Source organism: Streptomyces sp. NPDC007808 (genome assembly GCF_042868655.1).
GTDB lineage: Bacteria > Actinomycetota > Actinomycetes > Streptomycetales > Streptomycetaceae > Streptomyces.
This window is the reverse complement of the sequence record NZ_JBIAEQ010000010.1, coordinates 152,848-175,852: the sequence shown is the minus strand read 5'-3', so window position 1 is coordinate 175,852 and position 23,005 is coordinate 152,848. Positions and strand designations below refer to the sequence as shown.

The following is a 23,005-nucleotide window of genomic DNA, read 5'->3' as shown; positions in this document are numbered from 1 at the left end:
ACGGCTGACGAGAAGTGAGCCGGGGCGGAGCGCGAGCTCCGCCGGCGGGCGGTCATGAGCGAGGCGACGGAAGGGCGGGTGGACGAGGGGCACCGGAAACGTTCAGGGATCACGCTTCTGGCAGGAGCTGGTTCTTCCTGAGTCGCTCGACGCCCTCCGTCAGGGTGGTGAGGTCCGGGCCGAGGTACATACGGGCGTACCCGCTGCCCGACAGCCGTGTCACCCGTGCCACCGGCCAGGCCGGGGACAGGAAGACCCCGGCCCGGACAGCACACGCGTGCAGGTACTCGCGCTCGTCGTCGGCGTAGGACCGCGGGACGGGGAACAGCGCGTACGGAGCCGCCGGACCCGCCACGACCCCGGGCCGGCCGGGTGGCAGAGCGAACTCCCGGACCACGGCCGCACGCTTCTCCTCCAGGCCCGACCGCTCCGCGGCCAGGTACCTCTCCACCGCCGCGCCGTCCGCCAGCCACTCGGCCATGGCGTACTGGAGATGGCCCGCGTAATTGAATGTGTGCCGGGGACGCAGCTCGTTGACGAAGTCGTCGAGGAAGCCCGGTTCGGCCAGCACCGACCCGATGCCCCAACCGTTGCAGTGGAACTGCTTGCCGAACGAGCGGACGCTCAGCCACGGCAGGGACGTTCCCGCCTCGCCGAGGGTCTGCAGGAGGACGGCGGTGGCGGAGGTGGCGGTGACGCCGTCCGCGCACAGCCCGAAGTAGGCGTCGTCCACCAGCACGGCCGCGCGCGCCTCCACGGCGATCTCGACCAGGGTCCGGACGACGTCCTGCGACCAGTTGTGGCCGGTCGGGTTGTGCTGGGCGTTGATGACGACCAGGGCCAGGTCGTCGGCGGACGCGGCCGCCTCGCGCAGGCCGGCGACGCTCGGCAGGAACCCGTCGTCGGCCGACGTCTCCGCGTAGCGGGTCCGGAAGCCCAGGGGCTCAAGGAAGCCGGCGTAATCCCACGCCGGAGCCACCGCCAGGGCGGACGGCCGGTCCCCGGCCGCCTGGTGCCTCACCCACTCCGCGAAGTCCCGCATGGCGCTGCGCGTGCCCGTCCATGTGACGGCGAGCTCCCACGTCCCGTCGTCGGCGAGACGCTGGGAGTCGGCCACGTACCGCTTCATACGGCGGCGCAGGGACGGCAGCCCGTACATCGACATCTGGTAGCCGTGCACGTCGTGGGGGACGTGGCGCAGGGCGTCGAGCAGCGCCCGCGGGGTGTCGTCCCAGGTCTCGCCGAGGGCCAGCAGCACCGGGGCGCCCGCGGGCTCCCCCAGCTCCCGGTACTCGCGCAGCCAGGCGACGTCCGGCAGACGGTTGGGCCGGACGTCGTCGTCGAGCATCCTGTCCAGGAGCGTCACGAGCCGGCCCCGACGACGCGACGGGACTCGTGGAGCACCGGCTCGGGGTTCGGGTGGGCCCGGCGGAACAGCAGGATCGAGTAGCCCGCGTAGGACAGGTTCTCGTCGAACAGCTCGTAGAAGTAGGTGAGCCGCTTGCGCAGGGCCGTGCGCTTCTCCTCGGGCTGCTGCTCCAGGTGCGGCTGGCGGAACACCGAGTCCACGTACCCCTCGATGCGCTCCGCGGACTGCCGGACGTACTCGTAGGGCTCCTCCACGATCAGCGTCGCCTCGGGGTGCGAGAAGACGTCGATCCAGTAGTCCAGCGAGGTCACCGGCAACGGCGCGGCGATGGCCTTCTCCACCCGGCGCCGCAGGTCCTCCGGTGGTGTCGTGCGGTAGTAGATCGGGACCGCCGCGAGGACGCCCCGCTCGGCCAGCACGCGGTAGTACTCGGCGGCGGCCCGCCGGTGGTCGTCCATGAAGGACGTCACGTTGCTGCAGAACACCAGCTCGAACTCGCCGTTGTCGTAGGGCAGGGACCGGCCGTCGCCGAGGTCGAAGGTGACGTTGTCGATCCCCGCCGCCGCGGCCTTCTTGCGGGCGAACTCGTTGGAGACCGGGTTGATGTCCAGGCCCACCACGGGGTTGTCGACCCAGCTGGCGATCTCGATGCTGGTGTAGCCGGTGTTGCTGCCCACTTCCAGCAGGCGCCGGCCGGGCCTGGGCCGCGTCAGTTCCAGCACCCGGCGGACCGTCCGGCCGCCACCCGAGGGCATGTTCGGCTCGTTGACCAGCCCCACCAGCCGGGAGAAGTCGAGCTCCCGGATCTCGGAAACCGTGATGTCGTTCAATGCGTCGAGTACGGGTCGGGAAATCAAGAGCGCTCCTGAAGGGTCAGTCGGAGATACGGAGGGTCGGCATGCCGAGCTCGACCGAGACGGCGCTGACGGTGGCGGGGGCGACTCCGAGGTCGCCGAGTTTCGCCAGCGCCTCGTCGCGGCCCAGCGCACCGAGCCGGACGTGATGGGCCATCTCGTAGACGTAGGGATGGAAGCCGTGACGGTTGATGTGATCGACGATCAGCAGACTGTTGAGCCGGCAGTTCGTCGAGCAGGAGTCGGTCTCCTTCGGTGGCACCCAGCCGAATTCACGGAGTTGCTCCAGCGCCCCCGCCTCGGTGTAGTCGGTCGCGTAGAGCGGGTTGATGAGGCCCAGGGGCTCGTTCACGGTCGGTCCGGTCCACAGGTCGAGCCCGGGGCCGAGCTGTGGATCGGCCAGTTTGACCGGGTCGAGGTTGCGGTCCGCCACCTCCCGCAGGAAGGAGGTCGGGACGAAGGCCGATGTCGTCATCTGGCCGGGTGTCCACCCTCCGGCCAGCAGGGGCACCCGGTGGGCCGACGCGATCTGGATGCCCACGGAGAAGACCAGCCCGATGCACGAACCGCAGGCCGCGGTCGAGTACTTGATGGTCTCCGGACCCATCTCCGTGGTCATGGCGGTCCGGTAGACACCGCTCATCAGCTTGCGGTGCGGCCGGAAGAGCAGGTGATCGGCGCCCACGGCGTCGACGACCGCGCGCATGTTGTGGGTCGTGGCCTGGGCGAGGAAACCGTTGTCGAGTGTCATGGCCAGCACCCGCAGACCGTGGTCCCGAGCCAGGGAGACCAGGGCCAGCGAACTGTCCTTGCCGCCGCTGTACAGCAGCACACAGTCGTACGACCGGTCGTCCCACTCCGCTCCGGTCGCCTTGCCGAGGGCCGCGTCGAGCACGGACCTGCTGTTGTCGATCCGCTCGCCCTCGTCCAGGCAGTAGCTGCACACTCCCGACTCGCCGAAGGCGATGCCGGGAAACGACTCCGGCAGGACACACCGGGTGCACACCCGCTGCTCACCCGTGACGAGCAGCTTCCCGTCCACTGTCTCCACACGCACCATGTCTAGGCACTCTCCTGGACTTCCGCTGGGACTTGCCGGTCCGATTCATGGGATTCGCCCCGCCCGCGGGAGGTCGGGAAGGCGAGCAGCACGGCGCTGAGCACCACGGTCGCGAGGCCGCCGACGAGCGCCGCCTCGTGCACGCCCCACCACGAGCCCACGGCCGCCACGGCCGTGATCGCGACGGGCCGCAGACCCAGGGAGATCAGTCCGTCGATGGCGAACACGCGGCCCAGGAACTCACCCGGGAGCCACCGCTGGATCACGCTGTGCCACACCGTGTCCGCGTAGCTGATGGCCACGCCGTACAGGCCCATCAGGACGAGGGGCACGGCGAACGAGACGGCCGCGCCGAGCGCGACCAGGACGGGTCCGGCCAGCGCGGCCGAGACGAACACGGCGGCGAGAGGGCGGGAGGGAGTCACCTTGACCGCCATGAGCCCGCCGACCAGATGGCCGCAGGACGCCACGGACAGCAGCAGCGCCCAGTCACCGGAACCGCCGTAGTCCGCATGCGAGATCAGCGGCCCGAGCACCTGGTTCGGCGCCACCGCGAAGCACTGGAAGAGGGCCGCGTGGCAGAGCCCGAGAGCCAGCCACCGACGTGCCCGCACTTGCGCGAACCCGCCGAAAGCCTCCTTCCACATCGAACCGGAGGCGGATGCGGAGCGCGGTCGGCGCACCCCGAGACCGCTGATCAGCACCGCGCTGAGCAGGAACGAGAACGCGTCGAGCGCGATGGCCGTCCCCGGCGACCACCAGGCCACGGCCAGTCCTCCGGCGAGCGGACCCAGGATCATCGCCGTGCTGTAGGTGATCGACAGCAGGGCCGTCGCGGACTGCACGGCGTCCTTCGGCACCAGTTGGGTGATCACGGCACGGGAGGTGGGGAAGTGGAACGCCGAGGCCGCGCCGTGCACGGCGTAGACGACGGCCAGCGCCCAGACGCTCGCGGTGCCGGTCAGGACCAGGGCGGCCGCGGCGGCCTGGGTGCAGACCCGGACGACGTCCGTCAGCAACAGCGTGGCGGTGGGGGACCGCCGGTCGCCCACCAGGCCGCCCGGCAGCATGAACACCACCAGGGCGACGGTGTGCGCCGCGAGCACGATGCCGAGCGCGGACGGGGCGTCGGAGATCTCCAGCACCGCGAACGGCAGGGCCACGAGCAGGAACGCGTCGCCCGCCGCGGAGACCAGGGTGGACAGCAGCAGCCGGCGCATGCCGGGGTGGGTGAGCGGAGCGAGCTTGGTCGACGTCACGGCTTGCCTCCCTGTCCCTCTTCGTGGTGCACGGACGGTTCCGCACCCTCCGGCACCGCGACGAGACGTCCGTGGCCCCTCAGCTCGGTCCCGCCGTCGGCCGCAAGGACCAGCTGCCCCTCCAGCAACTCCCGCAGCCGCTGCTGCTGCGACCTGCGGAGGTCCTCGTCCACCAGCGCGAGGATCTCCGGGATCGGCCGGTCGACCGGGTGGCGGACGCGGTAACCGTCGGACAGCCGGGCGTAGCTGCGGCCGTCCGCGGCCAGCAGCACGGGGGCGGCGCCGGTCCGGGTGAGAGTGCGGGCGCCGCCCGCGGTGTCCGGCGGGGGCGCGGTGCGGAAGTCCGCCAGCGCGGGGTCGGGGGACTCGGTGAAGATCTGCGTGGGCGTCACCGCACTCGCGAACTGTGCGGCCTGCCCCTGCTGCAGCTGCGCTCCGAACGCCATGACCCGTTCCGAGATGCCGACTTCCATGATCGCGTGTCCCGGCAGGTCCAGGTACTTCTCGTAGGTCTCGCCCAGGCGGTAGGCGAGCATCCACGGTTCCCAGCGGCCGGGCGCGGTGCTGAGCAGGGCGGCCACGCAGCGCTTGGCGTAGTGCTCGGGCGCGGGCGTCTCCACCAGGAGCAGGGGGACACCGACGTCCCGGGCCACACCGGCCAGCAGTGTGCCGATGTGCTGCCAGGCCTCGTCCTCCCGGGACTCCTCGATCGCGATGTGCAGCCCGATCGCCGGTGAGATGAACTCGTCGCGCACCAGTGGGCGCGGATTGGGCACGGGCCGGTAGGTGCCCTCCGGCGAGGCGATCGCGGCCGGGAGTTCGCCCTGCCGCACACGCCCGCGCAGATGGTCGATGTGGGCGGGGTTGGTGTCGTACCACAACACGCTGCCGTCGGGCATCCGGAAGCAGTCGAAGTTCTCGGAGATCTCCGAGGAGAACTCCAGGGACCAGGGATCGGCCAGGACCGGCGGATGGGCGTGCACCTGCAAGGGCCACAGCCGCCCCGCGTGCTCCAGCACCCGCTCGACGATACGGTCGCCGAGCTCCAGCCCGGCCCCCGTCAGGCTGGGCACGCCCGACGAGACCGGATGCCGGCTCAGATAGCCGGCGGTGACGAGACGCCTCTGATACGGCGGGAACTGCTTCGACGCTTCACGCAGCAACGCGCAACCCCCTCGCGCACGCGCGGAAGTGCCGCAGTGTCCGGTGGGGCGCGCTCAGCCGCCACTCGACGTCGGTGAAGAACCGGTCGACGACCTCCAGGAAGCCGTCGACGTCGGTCGAGCGGGCCCGGGTCCACGACTCGGCGAGCAGGACGTCCGGCTTCACCTCGTCGCCGTCCAGGGCGTACCCGAGGGAGAGCAGCCGCTGGTCGAGGCCGTCCCGCTGCAGTCGCGGGCCGGTGACGAGAGTGAAGTCCAGCCCCACCGACCGCAGGGTGAGGGCTCGTTCGCCGGTGAGGGTGTGCGCCCGGCACACGGTGCCGTAGCGCACGTGCTCCGGGATCCGGTGGTCGCGCCACGACCTGACGGCCTCGTGGCTGCGGACCGCGAAGGCGGGCGTCTGCCGCTCCCAGCCGTGGGCCGTCAGCTCCCGGAACAGCAGCAGCCGGGTGCCGCGCACCTCCGCGGGCTCCGGGACCAGCATCGCGTCCTGGTGCCCTTTTCCCGGGTGAAGCGTGGATCTAAGCACCATCTCGCTCTTTCAGTGTGATGGCCAATGGGTCGGTGTCCAGCCGGACTTCGGCGCCCAGCGGTAGGGACAACATCGGTTCGGTGTGACCGAAGTCGACGTCGGTCACGATCGGCACGTCGATCCCGTCGAACGCCCGCAGCACGGTGTCGTCGAAGTCCGCCCAGCCGCTCGCCGCCCGGCCCGGCCTCGCCCGGCGGGCGAAGACCACGCCGGCGACGGACTCCAGCTGCCCGGAAAGCCGCCACTGCGCCAGCAACGGCACCAGTTGGTCCGGTCCGGTGCCGAAGTCCTCCAGGAAGAGGACCCGCCCCGAGACGTCCGGCCAGTACCGCGTGCCGAACAACGAGGTCACCGAGAACAGACAGCCCGCCAGCAACCGCCCCTGTGCGACGCCGTGCCGCAGTACCCGCCACGGTGTGGCGGTGCGCATGGTGAGCGGGCGCTCGTCGTCCCGGTCCCACCACGGGTCGTCGTCGGTGTACTCGGACGGCGGCCGCAGCACGGTCGTCCCGTGGCCGCGCAGGGCGCCGCGCAGACTGTCGAGCGCGTAGGGGAACGGCCCGCCGAAGTGCCCGAACTCGGAGACGGCCATCGGACCGTGGATCAGCGACCGCACGCCCTGGGCAGCCATCGCCCACAACACGCAGCTGACATCGCTGTACCCGATCACCGGAACGTTTCGGCGGCGCACCAGCCCGTAGTCGATCCACGGAAGGACCTCCATGGCGGTGTATCCGCCCGTCGTGGCCATCACCGCACCGACCGACGTGTCCCGCAGCAGCCGGTGCAGGTCTTCGGCCACCTCGGCCGGCTCGGCCGCCCCCATACGGTGACTGCCCAGCGTGTGCGGGGCGGTGACGGGCTCCCAGCCCGCGGCCCGCAGCGCGGCCGTCGCCCTCGCCATCCGCTTGGGGAACAGGTGCGGGGCCGGTGAGGACGGCGTCCACAATCCGATGCGCCCGCTCTCACCGGCGCCCGGTCGGGCCGACTCCGGCCGGGTGGCCGGCCTGGTGGCGCTCACGGAACGATGTCGGCCCCGTGCGCACGGGGCAGCAGCTGCATGTCCCGGATGTCGTCGTGGTCCAGCAGCCACATGAAGAACCGCTCCAGGCCGATGCCGAACCCGGTCGTGCGCAGCGGCACGGTGTCCCTCATCTCGCAGTACCACTCGTACGGTTCGGAGGAGACGTCGTGCACTGCGAGCGCCCGGCGGACGTCCGCCGAGGTCTCGTGCCGCTCACCGAGGCCGACGACCTCACCGATACCGAAGAGCAGGTCGGCATTGCACGCCCGCTGCTCGGAGCCGTCCGCGAACGCCTGGTAGAAGGGCACCGAGAGGTGGTCCCAGTGGGTGATCCAGGTGAACTCGCCCAGCTTGTCCATCACGGCCCGCTCGCCCTCGCGGGTCAGCGTGCGCCAGCCGGCCTCCTGCTGTACGCCCTGACCCTCCACCAGTTCGGCGGCCTCGTCGAAGGTGATGCGGCGGAAGACCGGGTCGGCGGCGAAGGACTCGATCTTCGCCAGGTCGCCGCCGGCTTTGGCGAGGGCGTCCGCCTCCTCCTCCAGCACGCGGCGCACGAGATGAACCAGATACTTCTCGGCCACCTGTATTCCGGTGTCGAGATCTCCGGCGACCTCGGCCTCGCTGTGGAAGAACTGCGACAGATGGGAGGTGTCCGGCTGCTCGCCCCGGAACGACGGCATGATGTAGTACACGCTCTTGCCGGTGAGGCGACAGCCGTACTCCAGCATGAACTGCATGGAATCGGCCAGGTAGGTGGGCGTGCCGCCCAGTTCCACCTCGACGGGCAGTGAATCGCTGCCGAGGCCCATGGGGCTGGAAATCGACCCCGTGGTCAGCGGCAAGTGGATGGTTTGTCCACCGTTGCTCGTCCAGAATTCCGTGGTGGCGCGTGACACGACGTCCTGGAGTCCGGCGACAAGCCGGTACCAGGGATTTTCAAGAGCGAGTAGGTGGTGTTTCCCGGGATGGCGCCAGATTGCAGCAGGAGAGTAAAGGGATTCGGGCACGAAGGAACCTCGCTTCAGGAGTTCTACGGAACGTGCTCGGCGCTCTCGCGGCAGAGATCAGCGGGCGCTGGTGGGATCGGCGGAACCAGCGGGCTCGGTCGCCACGCGGTACTCCGTCATGACCTTCTTCATGGCGGCGTCGAATTCTGTGCGGTCGTCGGATCCGAAGATGACGATGTAGCAGAATTCCGCGCCATGGCTGAGGGAAAGGGTGTCCCCGACCTTGGCCACGGGCCAGACCCGCGCGACCCCGGGAATGGCCGCGACCTCGTCCACGGGCGGCAGCGTCGTGATGACGCCGGGCTTCTCCGGAGAGAGGTTGACAAATCCGACGTGGCGCCGGACCACCTCGCGCGGGTGGGCTCGGTCGGAGAGCAGACCACGGCCGATGATGTGCCACACGGGCTCGCCGAGGTGCTCGGAGACCATGGGCACGACGGCGCTGCCGCCCAGTCGCGTGCACATCTCGGAGAAGACCAGCTCGCCGTCGGCGGTCTCGAACAGCTCGACCTCGGTGACGGCATGGGTGACGTGGAAGGCGGCGTTCACCCGCCGACAGAAGTCCAGCAGCCGCTCGTAGAGCTGTGCGTTCTCTTCCCGCGGCAGCAGAACCGCCCCGTCGGGAAGTTGCGTGGTGCCGCCGGTGCGGCTTCCGATGCTGGCCAGGCGGGGTTCCAGATAGCTGCCGGCCACGAAGAACTCCGGCTCGCCGTTCACCCAGAGGCCCTCCACCAGCATCTCGCGACCGGTGACGAACTCCTCGACGGTCAGCTGGCGGGAGGGCAGGAGCGGTTCGTAATGGAAGTCGTCCAGGATCCGGTCGAACTGCTCCGGGGTGTCGGCCCTGCGGGTGCTCATCGTCCCGAAGCCGAGTGCGGGCTTGACCACCACGGGGAACCGGAGCGTGCGTTTGATGTGCTCGCGGCGCTCCCGGTCGTTGGGGTCGGGGAGCGAGAGTGAGGCCGCGGTGCGGATTCCGGCCGCCCGCACCCGCTCCTTCATGAGCCGCTTGTCGCGGACGGCCACCCAGTCCAGCAGGTCGGTGGGCTGTGCGGCCACGAGGCTCTGCAGGTAGCCGGCGCCGAGTTGGCTGAATTCGGTGAAGCTGATGACCTGGTCGATCCGCTCCCCGCGGAGCCGAATGTCCGCGGCGACCGCGGAAAGATCACTCAGCGCGTCGAAAGAAGAAACGCGGTAAACCCGTTCGGTGCGCTCGATCAGCTCGGGCTCCAGATGGTGGTGCTCGGCGTCGAAGTCGTCGAGGACCAGGATCACATCATTGCCCGAGTCGAGCAGGGTGGCTAAGAGCTCCCGCTCCCACTTGCACATGAGCAGCTTTTTCAGTTGCGTCAAGTTACTTTCCCCCGGTGCGGTTTCAGGTAGCCGGACGGCGGCTTCCCGAGACGATAGACCGTCCGTCGTGCACAGATCAACGGTGTATTGCTGGAAGTCCGGGACGGGAATGTCCGAATCTCCCGGATTAGTCGAAGTGTAGGAACTCGCGAAAGCTACGCACGCGATGGCGGAGGGCAGGGCGAGTGCTTGTGCCATCCTTGAACCGGCCAAGCTCCTGTGTACTATGGCCGCTGGTATGTGCCAGACGCAAGTAGTGGTCTGAGTATGTTGTTGCCCGTGTGGTGGCCGAAAGTGGTCCGCCCCTGCCTGCGGCACCGTATCGCGGAGGATTCGCTCCGCTTGATCAAAATGTTTGTGCAGTTCCGGCGAATCGGCCGGATGTTTCCGAGACCTGGCTCAAAACCTTCTGGAGACCTTTGTGCGCAAGCCTGCCATCCCATCGCCATCCTTATCGGGGGTGATAACCGGGCCCGACGTCGCGCCCGCGATCGTCCTGAGTCAGGTGTCCAAGGACTACACGCTGGCCCGGGGGCGTGCGGTGCAGGCTCTGGCGGACATCGATCTGACCGTCGCACCCGGCGAGTTCGTCGCGCTCATCGGCCAGTCCGGCTGCGGCAAGTCCACCGTGGTGCGGCTCATCGCCGGCCTGGAGGAGCCGACTTCGGGAAGCGTTCTGGTCGGCGGTGGCCCGCCCGCGGCCTTCCTCGCCGAGCGCAGACTCGGGGTGGCGTTCCAGGAGCACGCGCTGCTGCCCTGGTCCTCCGTGCGGGACAACGTGGCCCTCCCCTTCCGTATCGCCGGGCGGCCGGTCGACCGGGAGAAGGTCGGCCGACTGATCGACCTGGTCGGACTGGGCGGCTTCGCGGACGCCCGGCCCAGCCAGCTGTCCGGCGGGATGAAGCAGCGCGCCGCCATCGCCCGCGCCCTGGTCATGGACCCCGACGTGCTGCTGCTCGACGAGCCCTTCGGCGCCCTGGACGCCGTCACCCGGCGGCGGATGAACCTGGAACTCGCCCGCATCTGGGCGGAGCGGCGGATCAGCACCCTCCTGGTCACCCATGACGTGAACGAGGCGGTGCTGCTCGCCGACCGGGTCGTCGTCCTCAGTGCCCGGCCGGGCCGGGTGCGCCACGTGGAGACGATCGACGTGCCCCGTGAGAAGCGCGCCGCGGCCGGCCACGCCTCCGAAGTGCAGGACGTGGCACTGCGGTTGCTGGAACAGCTGGACCGGGACGGGACCGCATGAGAAGCGGAGTACGGACCCTCGCGCTCGGCACCATGGGAACGTTTGTACTGATCGCCGCCTGGGAAGTGATCGGGCGCGGCCGGTGGGCCGGCGCCGGCTGGCCCGCGCTGACCGCCGTCGTCGACTACGCGGACCAGCCGCAGATCCGGGACCTGCTGCTGCGCTCCCTGTCCGCCACGGCCGCCTCCGCGCTGAGCGGACTGGTGGCGGGGGCCCTCGCGGCCCTGGTCCTGGCGGTGCTGGGCGTGCTGCTGCCACTCCTGCAGCCGGGACTTGACCGTCTGGTCACCGTGATCAACGCCCTGCCCCTGATCGCGCTCGGTCCGCTCTTCGTCTCGACCGTCGGCAGGGAGGGCACGGCAACCGTCGTCGCGGCCCTGGCATCCTGCTTCGCCGTGTTCGTGGCGGCCACCGCGGGGCTCGCCGCCGCGCCCAAGGTCCACCGCGACCTGCTCACGACCCTCGGTGCCGGCCGTCGCCGGCAGCTGCTGCACCTGCGACTTCCCTTCGCCGTACCACTGTCGCTCGACGGACTGGCCCAGGCGGCGCCCGCGGCGGTGCTGGGGGCGGTGATCGGAGAGTGGTTCGGCGCCGACCGGGGGCTGGGCGTGCTGCTCGTCGGGGCCATGCAGAATCTGCAGACCGAACTGCTGTGGTCGGCCGGTCTCGCCACCACCTTGCTGTCCTTCGTCGCCTATGCGGTGGTCGGTGCCTGCCGCACGGCGGTGCGCGGGAGGTTCCTGTGAACCTGGTCAAGAGGTGGCTGATCCGCTACTGGCTGATTCTCGGAGTATTGGCCGCGTGGGGGACGTGGGTCCATGTCGGCTCTGTCAACGCCATCGTGGCCCCGAGCCCGGCCGCCGTCTTCCAGGACCTCCTCACGCACGCCCCCGCATACCTGCCCGACCTGCTGTGGACCGTCCTGATGAGCGTGGCCGGGCTGGTTCTGGGCATGGCGCTGGGCGCCTTGCTGGCTCTCGCCGTATGGGCCTCGCGCCTGGTCACGGGTGTCGTGACACCCGCCGCCCTGGTCATGCGGTCGGTACCGGTCGTCGCCCTGATCCCGGTCATCGGACATCTGGTGGGGTACGGTCAGAGCGCCGCGCTCGTGGTGACGGTGGTCGTCTCCTTCTTCCCTGCCTTCGTCCTCATCAACTCGGCGCTGCACAGCGTGCCCCGGGCCACCGCGGACCTCTTCACCGTGCTGGGCGCCGGACCGCTGAAGCGGTTGCGGCTGCTGCACGCGCCGCACGCCGTGGGCGCCCTGCTCGTCGCCCTGCGGACGACCGCGCCGAGCGCCGTGCTCGCGGCCATGCTGGCCGAGTACCTCCTCGGACAGCACGGCCTGGGCCGGCTGTTCGCCACCTCCGTCACCTACATGGACACCGCCCGCGCCTGGGGCACCGCGCTCGTGGCCATCGCCTTGTCGGTCGCCTTCTCGGTGCTGGCCCAACGACTGGAACGCGCCACGGCCGGTCGCTTCCACTGAAGTCGCCACAACCAACGGGGAGTTATCGCTTCATGGGCATGCCTGACCTCACACGACCCGCTCCGACCCGCCGTCAACTACTGCGCGCCTCCGGCGCGGCAGGGCTCGCCCTCACCGGTCTGCTGGCCGGCTGCGGCACCGGGGAGGCGGACTCCGGCGGCGGACAGACCATCAAGGTCGCGCTGGGCTGGATCAAGAACGTCGAGTTCGCCGGATACTGGATCGCGGCGGACCGCGGCTACTACGCCGACGAGGGCCTGACGGTCGAGTTCCAGGCGGGCGGCCCCAACGCGCCCGACCCGACGCAGTCGGTCGCGACCGGCAACGCCCACATCGGAATCCACCCCAACCTGCAGACCGTCGTCCAGGCCATAGCCAAGGGCAACGACTTCAAGCTCGTCGGTACCCAGTTCCAGACCGGACCCGGCGGCATGCTCTCGCTCGCCTCCGACCCGGTGCGGACACCGGCCGACCTCGTCGGAAAGAAGATCCTCGGCCAGCAGGGCACCCAGCCCACGATCGACGCCGCGCTCAAGGTGGCGGGGCTGCCCAAGGACTACACCTTCGTCCCGGTCGGCTTCGATCCCGCGCCGCTCGTCGAGAAGAAGGGGGCGGTGTACACCTGCTTCGTCACCAGCCAGCCCATCACCCTGGAGCAGAAGTACGGGATGAAGGAGGGGACGGACTACGTGTCCGTCACCACCAGTGACCTCGGCATACCCGGCTACGCCTGCCTGGTCTTCACCGGGAACTCGTTCCTGGACAAGCACCGAAAGGCAGTGGAGGGATTCCTTCGCGCCTCCGTCCGCGGGTGGCAGGACAACGCCCGGGACCCCGAGATCGCCGCCCGGCTGGCCGTCGAGAAGTACGGCGTCGACCTGGGGCTCGACCTCAAGCAGCAGATCCGCGAGAACGAGCTGCAGACCCCGCTCACCCGCAGCGCGCTGACCGAGTCCAGCGGACTGTTCCGCATCGACACCGAACTGCTCGGCGGAAAGATGTACGAGGCGTTGCGCGCATCGGGCGTCCAACGCCTCCCCGATGCCTCCGAGATCGTCGATCAGACAGTCCTGGACGCGGTGTTCAAGGGAAAGTCCGCCGTCTGACAAGTCATGTCCGCGGACGCATGGCCCCATGCTCCGCGAGCCATCCCAGGGAGACGCGATCGCGTGAACATGTCCCACACATCCCTGCTGTCCTCACTGACGAGGGCGGAGGACAGAGACGACTGGCACGCACTCAACACCGACCTGGACTTCCGCAAGGAGGTCGTCCTCGCCTGCCGCGAACTGGTCGACACGGCGTACGGACAGGGCGACGAGCTCGCCCTGTGGAACCTGCACGACATCCTGGCCCGGATATACGACGACGATTTCGGACCGCCCGGCGTGGACCGCGCCGACAAGGAGACCCAGCCGATCCACCGGGACATCGCCGCCGTCCTGGAGAAGGCCGTGCTGGAACGCGAACTCGCCGACATCACCGACGACGAGGTGTCCTCGTACCCCGAGGACCCGGACGCCTACGTGACCTGGCTGAAGGCGCGCATCGGGGACCACGGCAGCCGACGGCATCCGCTGTACCGGGAGTACCTGAGGAACGAGGCCGGCGTCGAGGAGTTCCGGTTCTTCCTGGCCCAGGAGTCGAACCTCGACCCCCGGTTCGACGACATCCTCGCCCTGATGCAGCTCGGTGTGTCCGGGCAGCAGAAGCTGGAGCTCGCGGCGAACTACTGGGACGAGATGGGCAACGGCGACCCGGCCGACGTCCACACGGCCATGTTCGCGCGGGCGCTGCGCACGGTGGGCGCGGACGACGCGTACATCGCCAAGAACCAGTTGCTGGAGACCAGGATCTCCGGCAACCTCTCCGCCTGCCTCGCCCTGTCGCGCCGGCACTATCTGAAGGCCGTCGGCTTCATGGGTGTGACGGAGTACATGGTCCCCATACGGTTCCGGGACTTCGTCGACGGCTGGCGCCGGGCGGGCCTGCCCGAGGACGGCGTCCGGTACCACGAACTGCACATCGGCATCGACGCGCAGCACGCCTCCGGTTGGTTCAAGAACGTCGTCAAGCCGCTGATCCGCGACGACCCGCGCAGCGGCAGGGAGATCGCGACCGGAGCCCTCATCCGCCTGAACTCGTCGCTGCGGTACCTGGACGCCGTGCTGGCGCACCTGCGCACCGCCACCGAACGCCCGAACTGAGGAGCCGACCATGGCGCTGAACGAGCTGGGATTCGACATCATCGACCTACCGGAAGCCACCCCGGAGCTCCTGGAGTCCTTCGACGACCTGAAGTTCGACGAGTACATGGGGGACAACCGCTACCGCCGCTTCGCCCAGTTCCGCATGTACCGGCAGGACGGGCAGTGGGAGTTCGAGCGGCTGCCGCTGCGTCCCTATGTGACGTTCTCCAAGTTCAACCCGGTGGCCGGCGGCATCCGTCGCCACTACGAGCCGATCGTCGCGGACTTCACGCCGCACATCCGGGCCGGCGCCATGGCCGTCCCGCTCGACACCGGCCAGGACTGGCAGGTGAACGTCCACCAGTTCCGGATCGTGACCCGCCCGGACACCTCCGGCACGATCGTCCCTGAGGGACCGCACTCGGACGGCCGGGACTACGTGCTGATCGGTGTCTTCGGCCGGCACGGCATCACCGGCGGCGAGATGACGCTCATGCCGCACGGCGGGGGAGAGCCGTTCTACCGGGGCACGCTGCGGGCCGGTCAGGCCGCGCTGCTGGCCGACCGGGACATGTGGCACGACGTGTCGCAGATCGAGCCGGTCGAGGAGCAGGGCCACCGGGACACGCTCATCGCCACCTGGGTGCCATGGGCCGACAAGTGGTACGGCGACGACTTCGAGGAGCGGGCCATCAGTGAGGGCTGAACACGACGTCTTCGGCGGCCGGCCCCTGGTGGCCGCGACCCGCCCGCCCCGAGCATCGGCACCAGGCCGGCGGCTGTGCCATCTGATCGAGATCACGGCGATGCCCGATGTCCGCTACAGCCTGATCCTGGGCTCCCTCCAGGCATCCGCACAGGCAGATCCGCAGGTGGCCGGCGCCTACCGGTTCCACAAGCACGTCCTGTTCCAGTCCCCCGATCTCATGGGGCGCCTCCCTCAGTGGGTGGAGGGGCTGGAGCGGCCCGACGTGGTCGCCCTCAGCGTGTACTTCTGGAACCGCGCCGGCGTCATGCTCGTCGCACGGGAGGTCAAGCGACGCTGGCCGGGGTGCACGGTCGTGCTCGGCGGAAACGATGTCAGCTATCAGACCGAGTCCGTCTTCCGTGAACCGGCGGTCGACGTCCTGGTACACGGCGAGGGCGAGCTGACCTTCACCGCGGTGCTGTCGTCCCTGGCCGGAACCGGCCGGCCCCTGGCGGACCTGCGGGGCATCAGCTACCGCGAAGGGGACCGCGTGATCACCACCGCTCCCGCGGACCGCATCAGCGATCTCAGCCTCATCCCGTCCCCGTTGCTCAGCGGGGTGTACGCGGAGGAGGACCTCGCGGCCTCCCGCACCATCATCCTGGAGACGAACCGCGGATGTCCGTACTCCTGCGCGTTCTGCTACTGGGGCGGGGCCACGAAGTCCAAGGTGAGGCCCTTTCCGCTGGAGCGCGTCAAGAAGGAGATCAGCCACGTCGTCGCCCACGCCCCGGAGAACGCGACCCTCTTCCTCGCGGACGCCAACTTCGGAATTCTGCCGCGGGACGTGGAGATAGCGGAATGGCTGGTCGAGGAGCTCCAGCGGCACGAGAAGCGGATGTTCCTCTACACGAACTGGGCCAAGAACACCAACAAGCGTGTCATGGAGGCGGCCCGGATCCTGTACTCGCACCGGCTGATATCCGCGGTGACGCTGTCGGCGCAGTCGTTCACCCCGGAGGTGTTGGAGATAGCGAGACGATCGAACATCAAGACCTCCTACTACCGGACGCTGCAGGAATCCTTCCAGAACCAGGGAATTCCCACCTACACCGAACTGATCTGGGGTCTTCCCGGAGAGTCCCTGGATTCTCATCTGGCCAGTGTGGAAGAGGTGATCGAAGCCGGCGGACACCCCGTGGTGTATCCGCTGCTGCTCCTCAACAACACCGAGTACTCGACCGAGCGGTTCCGCGGTGAGCACGGCCTGGTCACCAAGCGGCTGCCCTACCAGGTCTCGAATCCCGAGATGGAAGCCGAATTCGTCATCGAGCACAGCCGGATGACACAGCAGGAGTGGCAGCACGGCCTGGAGATCCGGCTGGCCGGGGCGGTGTTCCACGGCTGTCTGCTGCGCAGCGTCCTGTACCACCTGCACACGCGTGCCGGGCTGCGCGTGGTCGACCTGTACAGCCGTCTGGTCCGCTATCTCCACGAGGAATGCCGCATTCCGGAGGTCCGCGAACTCACCCGGAACCACCGGGCGTCGCTGCTCGACCCCGCGGCGCTGGACTCCGCGCTCATCGGCCGGTTCGTGACCGCGGGTTCCGTCCCGGAGCACCTGCACTATCAAGCCATCGTCCGCATGCTGGCGCACACCGGCGGCATGGCGCAGGTGGTACAGGAAGCGGCGGAATACCTGTACGCCGGGCTGCCGGAACCGGCCATGGTGCCCCGCGAGGAGTTCGACGCCATGGTCGACGTCCAGATCGCGATCGCTCGTTCCCTGGCCTGCGCCGTGCGCGGGGAAGCGGTGCGCACCACGGTGCCGCTGCCGGACGGGGTGCGCCGCGTGCTGGCCGCAGCAGGCCATCTGCCACCTGCGGATTCCTCGGAAGGCAACACGGTGGGCGAAGAGTTGGAGCTCGACAGTTCGGCGCTCGCCGAAACACCCTCCGACACCATGTTGCTGGCGATCTATCACGGCAGCATCCGGCTGCCACGCGCCCTGCAAGCAGCGAAAGCGGGTGTGTGAGCGATGTATCCGCGACCGAACTGCCGCACGTTAGCCGTACAGTACACTTGCCGCTCATTTAGCCGGTCGAGAGCTGCATAGCCAAGGAAACCGATGACCGAAAAGATTGCGCCAAACCAGTACGACCCGCGCCGCGTCGAAGCCCACTGGCAGGGCGTGTGGAACGAGCAGCGGACCTGGGAGGTGTCGAATTCCCCGGCACCCGGCGGTAAGTCCGCCTATGTGCTGGAGATGCTTCCTTACACCAGCGGAGAGCCGCATGTCGGTCATCTCAAGAATTACTCCGTGGGCGACGCGGTGGCGCACTTTCTTCGGCGCCAGGGGTACTACGTCCTGCATCCCATGGGCTACGACGCCTTCGGCCTGCCGGCCGAGAACCATGCCATCCGTACCGGCCAGCATCCCCGGGTCTCGACCGAGGCGTCCCTCGCCTCGTTCCGGGAGCAGTTCAAGCAGTGGGGCGTGTCGATCGACTGGACCCGCGAGGTCAGTACGCACGAGCCGTCGTACTACCGCTGGACCCAGTGGATCTTCGTTCAGCTGCTGAAGGCGGGCCTCGCCTACCGCAAGCAGTCGGCGGTCAACTGGTGTCCGACGGACGCCACGGTGCTCGCCAACGAGCAGGTGGTGGACGGCGGTTGCGAGCGCTGTGGCACGCCGGTCGAACTCAAGCAGCTGGAGCAGTGGTTCTTCCGCATCACCGACTACGCGGAGCGGCTGCTGGGAGACCTGGACGGCCTGGACTGGCCGGAGCACGTGAAGACCATGCAGCGCACCTGGATCGGACGGTCGGCCGGTGCCGAAGTCGTCTTCCGGGAGGCCGAGTCGGAAGGTGAGATCAAGGTCTTCACCACGCGCCCCGACACGGTCTTCGGTGTCAGCTTCATCGCCCTGTCGCCCGAACACCCGGAGCTGGAGCGGTTCGTCGCCGACTCACAGGCCGACGCCGTACGGGAGTACGTGAACGCCGCCCGGCGCGCCGGCCACAGCGACCGGGGCAACGAGCAGCGGCCGAAGACCGGTGTCCTCAGCGGAGTGCACATGGTGCACCCCTTCACCGGCGAGAAGATCCCCGTGGTCGTCGCCGACTATGTGCTCATGGAGTACGGCAGCGGTGCCGTGATGGGTGTCCCCGCGCACGACGAGCGGGACTTCGGCCTCGCCCAGGCGCTCGGCCTGCCCATCGTCCCGGTCATCGGCCGACCCGACGGCGAGGAGACCGAGCTGCCGTTCACCGGCAGGGGAGTGGCGGTCAACTCGGGCGCCTTCGACGGTCTGCCGACCGAGGAGGCGGCGACTCGGGTCGTCGCCGCCCTCGCCGAGAACGGCCAGGGCGAGTCGGTCGTCAGCTACAAGCTGCGGGACTGGCTGGTGTCACGGCAGCGCTACTGGGGCTGCCCGATCCCCGTCGTCTACTGCGACGGCTGCGGCATCGTGCCGGTGCCGGAGGAGCAACTCCCGGTGGAACTGCCGGACATCGAGGACTTCGCCCCCAAGGGCAAGTCGCCGCTGGCCGCCGCGGAGGACTGGGTGCGCACCCAGTGCCCCGACTGCGGCGGTGCGGCGCGCCGGGAGACCGACACCATGGACACCTTTGTCGACTCCTCCTGGTACTACCTGCGCTACTGCGACGCCCGCAACGACCAGGCGCCGTGGAGCCAGGAGGCGGTCCAGGCGTGGATGCCGGTCAACCAGTACATCGGCGGCGTGGAGCACGCCATCCTGCACCTGCTCTACTCCCGCTTCCTGTGCAAGGCCCTCGCCGACCTGGACCTGCTGCCGGTGCAGGAGCCTTTCGGCACGCTCTTCACGCAGGGCATGATCACGCGTGACGGCGCCAAGATGTCCAAGTCCAAGGGCAATGTGGTCTCGCCGCGGACCATCGTGGAGAAGTACGGCGCGGACACCGCGCGTGCGTACATCCTCTTCATGGCGCCGCCCGAGGCCGGCGGCGACTGGTCGGACGAGGGTCTCGAAGGCGTCTACCGCTTCTTCAAGCGGGTCTGGCGGTACACCGAGACGATCGAGGCCGCCGAGGGCGAGGTGATCGGGGCCGCCGCGGACCCCGAGCGCGACCTGGCGCTGCGTCGCAAGACGGCCTGGGCCATCACCAAGGTCACCGAGGACATGTCCGGCCGTTACGCCTTCAACACGGCGATCGCCGCGTTGATGTCGCTGTCCAACGAGTGCAGCCGCGCGCTGCAGGACGGTGTGTCGACCGACGTGGCCCGTGAGGCCGTCAGCACCCTCGCGTCCCTGCTCCAGCCGTTCGCCCCGCACATCGCGAGCGACGTCTACTGGCGGCTGACCGGGAAGTACGTGTGGCAGGACCCCTGGCCCACCGCCGACGAGGAACTGCTGCGCACCGAGACCGTGACCCTCGTGGTCAAGGTCAACGCCAAGGGCCGCACCGAGCTGACCGTGCCCGCCGAGGCCTCGGTCGAGCAGATCGAGGAAGCGGCGAAGAACCTGCCGGTGGTCCAGGAGGCCGCGAAGGGACGCACCGTCAAGCGCGTCATCGTGGTCCCCGGAAGGCTGGTGAACGTGCTCGTCGACTGACCGGCACCGAGCTGGGCGCGGTCCGGTCCGACCTGGTCGTCGGCCGGACCCGGCCGCCCCTGTCCGGGCACCTCGCAGCGTGAACGGGTGGAGATGACTGCCGAGTTCTTCAAGTACGAAGCTCTGGGAAACGACTACGTCGTGATCGACACCACCAGGTCCTCGCTCGCGGCGGACGGCGAGGTGGCCCGGCGGGTCAGTGACCGGCGCCGGGGAGTGGGCGCCGACGGGGTGATGTTCGGACCGCTCGACGCCGAGGGCCGACCGGGTCTGCGGGTGTTCAACGCGGACGGCAGCGAATGTCCCGGCAGCGGGAACGGGCTGCGGATCTTCGCCCACTTCCTGCGCGAGCGCGGCCACGTCGGCCAGGACCGGTTCAGCCTGCGCACGGTCTCCGGCACGGTCGAGGTCCGGGTGCTGGACCTCGCACGCGGGCTGGTCGAGGCGTCGCTCGGCCCGGCGGCCGTGCGGCCCGTCCAGCCGCTGCCCGTGGGCGACCGCACCTTCGACGTCAGCCTGGTCACCGTGGGGTCGCCGCACTGCGTGGTCGTGGTGCCGCAGGCCACGCGGGACCTGGCCGAGCGGTGGGGCCCGCTCATCGGCGGTCACCCCCGCTTCCCCGACCGGGTGAACGTGGAGTTCGTGACCGTCCTCGACCGCTGCGCCCTCGCCGCCGAGGTGTGGGAGCGCGCGGCGGGATACACACCGGCCTCCGGAGCGGGAGCCTGCGCCGCCGCCCTCGCCGCGCACCGCCTCGGCCACGTGGACTCCGAGATCGACGTCAGGATGCCGGGGGGCCGCCTTGAGGTGACCATCGGCGCCGCCGGTGACGTCGCGCTCCGCGGTGGCGTACGCAGGATCGTGGAGGGCGTTTTCAGCGACGCCTTCCGGCAGGACCTGGCCGAGGTCGCGGTGCCCGGAGGGCTCTGACCTCCTTCCGTTCATGCATGTGTGCCGAGAACCCGTTCTCTTCCGTCTGCGTGCCCTCAAGGAGCCGGATGACCAGCCCGACCGTCCCTGCGCACGTCCGGGGCCTGGACCCCTTTCACCCTGACGTCCTGCGGGACCCTCACCCCGTGTACGCGTCCCTGCGCGACGCGGGCCCCGCGACATACCTTCCCGACCGGGATCTCTGGCTGGTTCCCCGCTACGAGGAGGCGTCCGCCATCCTGCGGAACTACCGGGAGTTCATCTCGGGGCTCGGCGTGGGCTACACACGGGTGCCCGACCACGGTTACCGCTACCCCCTCGTCGACACGGATCCGCCCGACCACACGCGGATTCGCCGGGCCGTGCAGGGATGGTTCAGACGAGCGGAGATGGCGGAACTCCGGCCGGGCGTGCATGCCGTGGCCGAGGAACTCGTGGCGGCGGCCGTCGACGCCGGGGAGGTGGACGCGGTCGCCGCGCTGGCCCGGCCATTGCCCGACCTGACGATCCGGCTGCTCACCGGAATCGTCCCCCCGAGCGCCGAGACGATCGCGGCGTGGGCGGATGCGGTCGGTCAGCTCGCGGCGCCGGATCTGGAGCCGCGGCACGCGGAACTCGCGGCGCGGTCCCTGGAATGGCTGAGCACGGAGGGCATGGAGGCGTTGCCCCCGCACTGCATGGCCCGGGCCCTCATGGAGACGGGCGGACACGATGGCGGGCTGGAGGCGGACGGCCCCGAACGGCTGATGACGCTGGACTCGATCTGGCTCGCGGGCATCGACTCCTCCAGCAGCCTGCTGGGCAACGCGGTGCACGCCTTCTGCCGGTTCCCGGAGGAGTGGGACCGCGTCCGGTCCGATCCCGCGCTGATACCCAACGCGGTGGAGGAGCTGATGCGTTGGGACTCGCCCTTCCGTGCCTTCTACCGGCGTACGGTGGCCCCGGCGGTCATCGGCGATGTGCACATTCCTGCCGACGCCGACGTCTGCGTCATGCTGGGCTCCGCGAACCGGGACCCGCGGCGCTTCGACCGGCCCGACCGGTTCGACGTCACCCGAGCTGACGCCAAGGCGCACCTGGCGCTCGGCGCCTCCGTCCATCTCTGTCTCGGAGCGCCTGTGGCCCGCCTGGAGACCGTCGAGTTCCTCACCGCGCTCGCCGGGCGCGTCCGCCGTTTCGAAGCGGCCGGAGAACCGGTGCGGGCCCGGAGCCAGACGATGCGCAAGTTCGACACCCTGCCCGTCCGGTTGGTACCTGCCTGACCCCGCGTCCGCGTCGCGCCGGCTCGCCGCCCCGGCCGGCGCGCTCGCCCTCGCGGTGTCGCAGTGTGCCGGGCGACTTCACCCGGCCGGCCGGCCCTGCCGTGTTCGGGCCGGCATCTCGGCCGAGATCCTCGCGATGACGTCCGTGGCGTGCGTGTCCAGGTAGAAATGCCCGCCCGGCCAGATCCGCAACTGGAAGGCGCCGTCGGTGTACTCCCGCCAGGCGGTGGCTTCCTCGGCCGACACCATCGGGTCCGCGTCGCCGATCAACGCCGTGATCGGACAGGTCAGTTTCGGCCCCGGCGCGTAGACGTAGGTCTCCGCGGCCTTGTAGTCACTGCGGATCGCGGGGAGCACCATCGCGGTCATCTCGGGGTCGTCGAAGACGTCGGGCGCCGTTCCGGCCAACGACCGTATGTGCGCGACGAGTTCGCGGTCGCCGCGCTCGTGGAGGTGCTCATTGCGGTTGAGGGCGGGGGCCCGCCGCGACGACACGAACAGGTGCTCGATCTTGGTGCCGGCCGCTTCCAGGCGCCGCGCCACCTCGAAGCCCACGGTCGCGCCGAGACTGTGGCCGAACAGATACAGCGGCTGGTCCGTCAGCGGTCGGATCACCTCGGTGACCTCGTCGGCCAGCTCGGCGACCGTCTCCCGGCGCCGTTCCGCCAGGCGTTCCTGCCGCCCCGGATACTGGATCGCGAGCACTTCGACGCCTGGCGCCAGCGCCTTCGACACGGGCATGTAGTAGCTGGCCGCACCACCGGCGTGCGGCAGGCAGACGAGTCGGGCGGGCGCCGGGCCCGCCGGGTGAAAGCGGCGGATCCACAGGTCGGGGTCGACAGCCTGCATGCGATCGCTCTCCTTGTCAGAGTGTCAGGGGTGAGGTCGTGTCCGGGACGTCGACGTCCGCCGGTCTTGGGGTCGTTCACGAATGGGTCGGGGTCGTCCGGAATGCCGAAAGACCGTCAAAGGCTGCGCGTCGG

General features: G+C 69.5%; 20 protein-coding genes. 10 read left to right on the top strand and 10 right to left on the bottom strand.

Annotation, left to right across the window (positions count from 1 at the left end; genetic code table 11):
- Window positions 1-109: 109 nt before the first annotated feature.
- The 9 genes from ACFYNL_RS33990 to ACFYNL_RS33950 are packed head-to-tail and all read right to left on the bottom strand — an operon-like array spanning window position 110 to window position 9,819.
- Window positions 110-1,366 carry a pyridoxal phosphate-dependent aminotransferase gene (locus ACFYNL_RS33990; protein ID WP_388810458.1) on the bottom strand — a complete coding sequence of 419 codons (1,257 nt, stop codon included), beginning with the start codon at window positions 1,364-1,366 and terminating at the stop codon, window positions 110-112.
- Window positions 1,363-2,226 (bottom strand): class I SAM-dependent methyltransferase, encoded by an 864-nt coding sequence (locus ACFYNL_RS33985; RefSeq protein ID WP_388810456.1) that lies wholly within the window; start codon window positions 2,224-2,226, stop codon window positions 1,363-1,365. The genes ACFYNL_RS33990 and ACFYNL_RS33985 overlap by 4 nt, the downstream gene beginning before the upstream one ends.
- A gap of 16 nt (window positions 2,227-2,242) precedes the next feature.
- On the bottom strand, window positions 2,243-3,283 hold the full coding sequence (locus tag ACFYNL_RS33980) for a hypothetical protein (RefSeq protein WP_388810453.1): 1,041 nt from the start codon (window positions 3,281-3,283) through the stop codon (window positions 2,243-2,245).
- Between the two features lie 2 nt (window positions 3,284-3,285).
- Window positions 3,286-4,542 (bottom strand): MFS transporter, encoded by a 1,257-nt coding sequence (locus tag ACFYNL_RS33975; RefSeq protein ID WP_388810451.1) that lies wholly within the window; start codon window positions 4,540-4,542, stop codon window positions 3,286-3,288.
- Complete coding sequence (locus ACFYNL_RS33970) at window positions 4,539-5,705, bottom strand: hypothetical protein (protein ID WP_388810448.1); 1,167 nt, start codon at window positions 5,703-5,705, stop codon at window positions 4,539-4,541. The genes ACFYNL_RS33975 and ACFYNL_RS33970 overlap by 4 nt, the downstream gene beginning before the upstream one ends.
- The gene (locus tag ACFYNL_RS33965; RefSeq protein WP_388810446.1) at window positions 5,695-6,189 is read right to left on the bottom strand and encodes a hypothetical protein; all 495 of its coding nucleotides are present in this window, start codon (window positions 6,187-6,189) and stop codon (window positions 5,695-5,697) included. The genes ACFYNL_RS33970 and ACFYNL_RS33965 overlap by 11 nt, the downstream gene beginning before the upstream one ends.
- Before the next feature lie 37 nt (window positions 6,190-6,226).
- On the bottom strand, window positions 6,227-7,258 hold the full coding sequence (locus tag ACFYNL_RS33960; protein WP_388810443.1) for an LD-carboxypeptidase: 1,032 nt from the start codon (window positions 7,256-7,258) through the stop codon (window positions 6,227-6,229).
- Window positions 7,255-8,268 (bottom strand): asparagine synthetase A, encoded by a 1,014-nt coding sequence (locus tag ACFYNL_RS33955; protein ID WP_388810440.1) that lies wholly within the window; start codon window positions 8,266-8,268, stop codon window positions 7,255-7,257. The genes ACFYNL_RS33960 and ACFYNL_RS33955 overlap by 4 nt, the downstream gene beginning before the upstream one ends.
- Before the next feature lie 57 nt (window positions 8,269-8,325).
- Window positions 8,326-9,819 (bottom strand): ATP-grasp domain-containing protein, encoded by a 1,494-nt coding sequence (locus ACFYNL_RS33950; RefSeq protein ID WP_388810437.1) that lies wholly within the window; start codon window positions 9,817-9,819, stop codon window positions 8,326-8,328.
- A gap of 262 nt (window positions 9,820-10,081) precedes the next feature.
- Here ACFYNL_RS33950 and ACFYNL_RS33945 point away from each other — a divergent pair, with 262 nt between their 5' ends.
- The 10 genes from ACFYNL_RS33945 to ACFYNL_RS33900 all read left to right on the top strand — a co-directional run bounded on the left by ACFYNL_RS33945 (window position 10,082) and on the right by ACFYNL_RS33900 (window position 22,022).
- Entirely contained in the window at window positions 10,082-10,870 is a 789-nt protein-coding gene (locus tag ACFYNL_RS33945; protein WP_388810435.1) for an ABC transporter ATP-binding protein, read from the top strand.
- A gap of 32 nt (window positions 10,871-10,902) precedes the next feature.
- Window positions 10,903-11,616: an ABC transporter permease gene (locus ACFYNL_RS33940; protein ID WP_388810434.1), complete on the top strand. Its 714-nt coding sequence runs from the start codon at window positions 10,903-10,905 to the stop codon at window positions 11,614-11,616.
- Window positions 11,613-12,359 (top strand): ABC transporter permease, encoded by a 747-nt coding sequence (locus ACFYNL_RS33935; RefSeq protein WP_388810431.1) that lies wholly within the window; start codon window positions 11,613-11,615, stop codon window positions 12,357-12,359. Before ACFYNL_RS33940 ends, ACFYNL_RS33935 begins: the two co-directional genes overlap by 4 nt.
- A 32-nt stretch (window positions 12,360-12,391) precedes the next feature.
- Window positions 12,392-13,465, top strand: coding sequence for an ABC transporter substrate-binding protein (locus tag ACFYNL_RS33930; RefSeq protein WP_388810429.1), 1,074 nt, complete (start codon window positions 12,392-12,394; stop codon window positions 13,463-13,465).
- A 69-nt stretch (window positions 13,466-13,534) separates the two neighbouring features.
- Complete coding sequence (locus ACFYNL_RS33925; protein WP_388810427.1) at window positions 13,535-14,566, top strand: iron-containing redox enzyme family protein; 1,032 nt, start codon at window positions 13,535-13,537, stop codon at window positions 14,564-14,566.
- A 10-nt stretch (window positions 14,567-14,576) separates the two neighbouring features.
- Entirely contained in the window at window positions 14,577-15,254 is a 678-nt protein-coding gene (locus ACFYNL_RS33920; protein ID WP_388810425.1) for a 2OG-Fe dioxygenase family protein, read from the top strand.
- Window positions 15,244-17,271, top strand: coding sequence for a radical SAM protein (locus ACFYNL_RS33915; protein ID WP_388810422.1), 2,028 nt, complete (start codon window positions 15,244-15,246; stop codon window positions 17,269-17,271). Before ACFYNL_RS33920 ends, ACFYNL_RS33915 begins: the two co-directional genes overlap by 11 nt.
- A gap of 93 nt (window positions 17,272-17,364) precedes the next feature.
- Window positions 17,365-19,830 (top strand): leucine--tRNA ligase, encoded by a 2,466-nt coding sequence (gene leuS, locus ACFYNL_RS33910; protein WP_388810419.1) that lies wholly within the window; start codon window positions 17,365-17,367, stop codon window positions 19,828-19,830.
- A 93-nt stretch (window positions 19,831-19,923) separates the two neighbouring features.
- The gene (gene dapF, locus ACFYNL_RS33905; protein WP_388810867.1) at window positions 19,924-20,760 is read left to right on the top strand and encodes a diaminopimelate epimerase; all 837 of its coding nucleotides are present in this window, start codon (window positions 19,924-19,926) and stop codon (window positions 20,758-20,760) included.
- Between the two features lie 68 nt (window positions 20,761-20,828).
- Window positions 20,829-22,022, top strand: a complete 1,194-nt coding sequence (locus ACFYNL_RS33900) for a cytochrome P450 (RefSeq protein WP_388810416.1) — start codon at window positions 20,829-20,831, stop codon at window positions 22,020-22,022.
- Between the two features lie 78 nt (window positions 22,023-22,100).
- On the opposite strand, the gene ACFYNL_RS33895 is transcribed toward ACFYNL_RS33900, so the two are convergent.
- Entirely contained in the window at window positions 22,101-22,871 is a 771-nt protein-coding gene (locus ACFYNL_RS33895) for a thioesterase II family protein (protein WP_388810414.1), read from the bottom strand.
- Window positions 22,872-23,005 lie beyond the last annotated feature (134 nt).

What these genes read in the sequence shown, in the direction of transcription:
- ACFYNL_RS33980 (WP_388810453.1), bottom strand. Translation starts at nt 3,283, where the DNA reads ATGGTGCGTGTGGAGACAGTGGACGGGAAGCTGCTCGTCACGGGTGAG.
- ACFYNL_RS33965 (WP_388810446.1), bottom strand. Translation starts at nt 6,189, where the DNA reads ATGCTGGTCCCGGAGCCCGCGGAGGTGCGCGGCACCCGGCTGCTGCTG.
- ACFYNL_RS33950 (WP_388810437.1), bottom strand. Translation starts at nt 9,819, where the DNA reads ATGGCACAAGCACTCGCCCTGCCCTCCGCCATCGCGTGCGTAGCTTTC.
- ACFYNL_RS33940 (WP_388810434.1), top strand. Translation starts at nt 10,903, where the DNA reads ATGGGAACGTTTGTACTGATCGCCGCCTGGGAAGTGATCGGGCGCGGC.
- ACFYNL_RS33930 (WP_388810429.1), top strand. Translation starts at nt 12,392, where the DNA reads ATGGGCATGCCTGACCTCACACGACCCGCTCCGACCCGCCGTCAACTA.
- ACFYNL_RS33925 (WP_388810427.1), top strand. Translation starts at nt 13,535, where the DNA reads ATGTCCCACACATCCCTGCTGTCCTCACTGACGAGGGCGGAGGACAGA.
- ACFYNL_RS33920 (WP_388810425.1), top strand. Translation starts at nt 14,577, where the DNA reads ATGGCGCTGAACGAGCTGGGATTCGACATCATCGACCTACCGGAAGCC.
- leuS (WP_388810419.1), top strand. Translation starts at nt 17,365, where the DNA reads ATGACCGAAAAGATTGCGCCAAACCAGTACGACCCGCGCCGCGTCGAA.
- dapF (WP_388810867.1), top strand. Translation starts at nt 19,924, where the DNA reads ATGACTGCCGAGTTCTTCAAGTACGAAGCTCTGGGAAACGACTACGTC.
- ACFYNL_RS33900 (WP_388810416.1), top strand. Translation starts at nt 20,829, where the DNA reads ATGACCAGCCCGACCGTCCCTGCGCACGTCCGGGGCCTGGACCCCTTT.
- ACFYNL_RS33895 (WP_388810414.1), bottom strand. Translation starts at nt 22,871, where the DNA reads ATGCAGGCTGTCGACCCCGACCTGTGGATCCGCCGCTTTCACCCGGCG.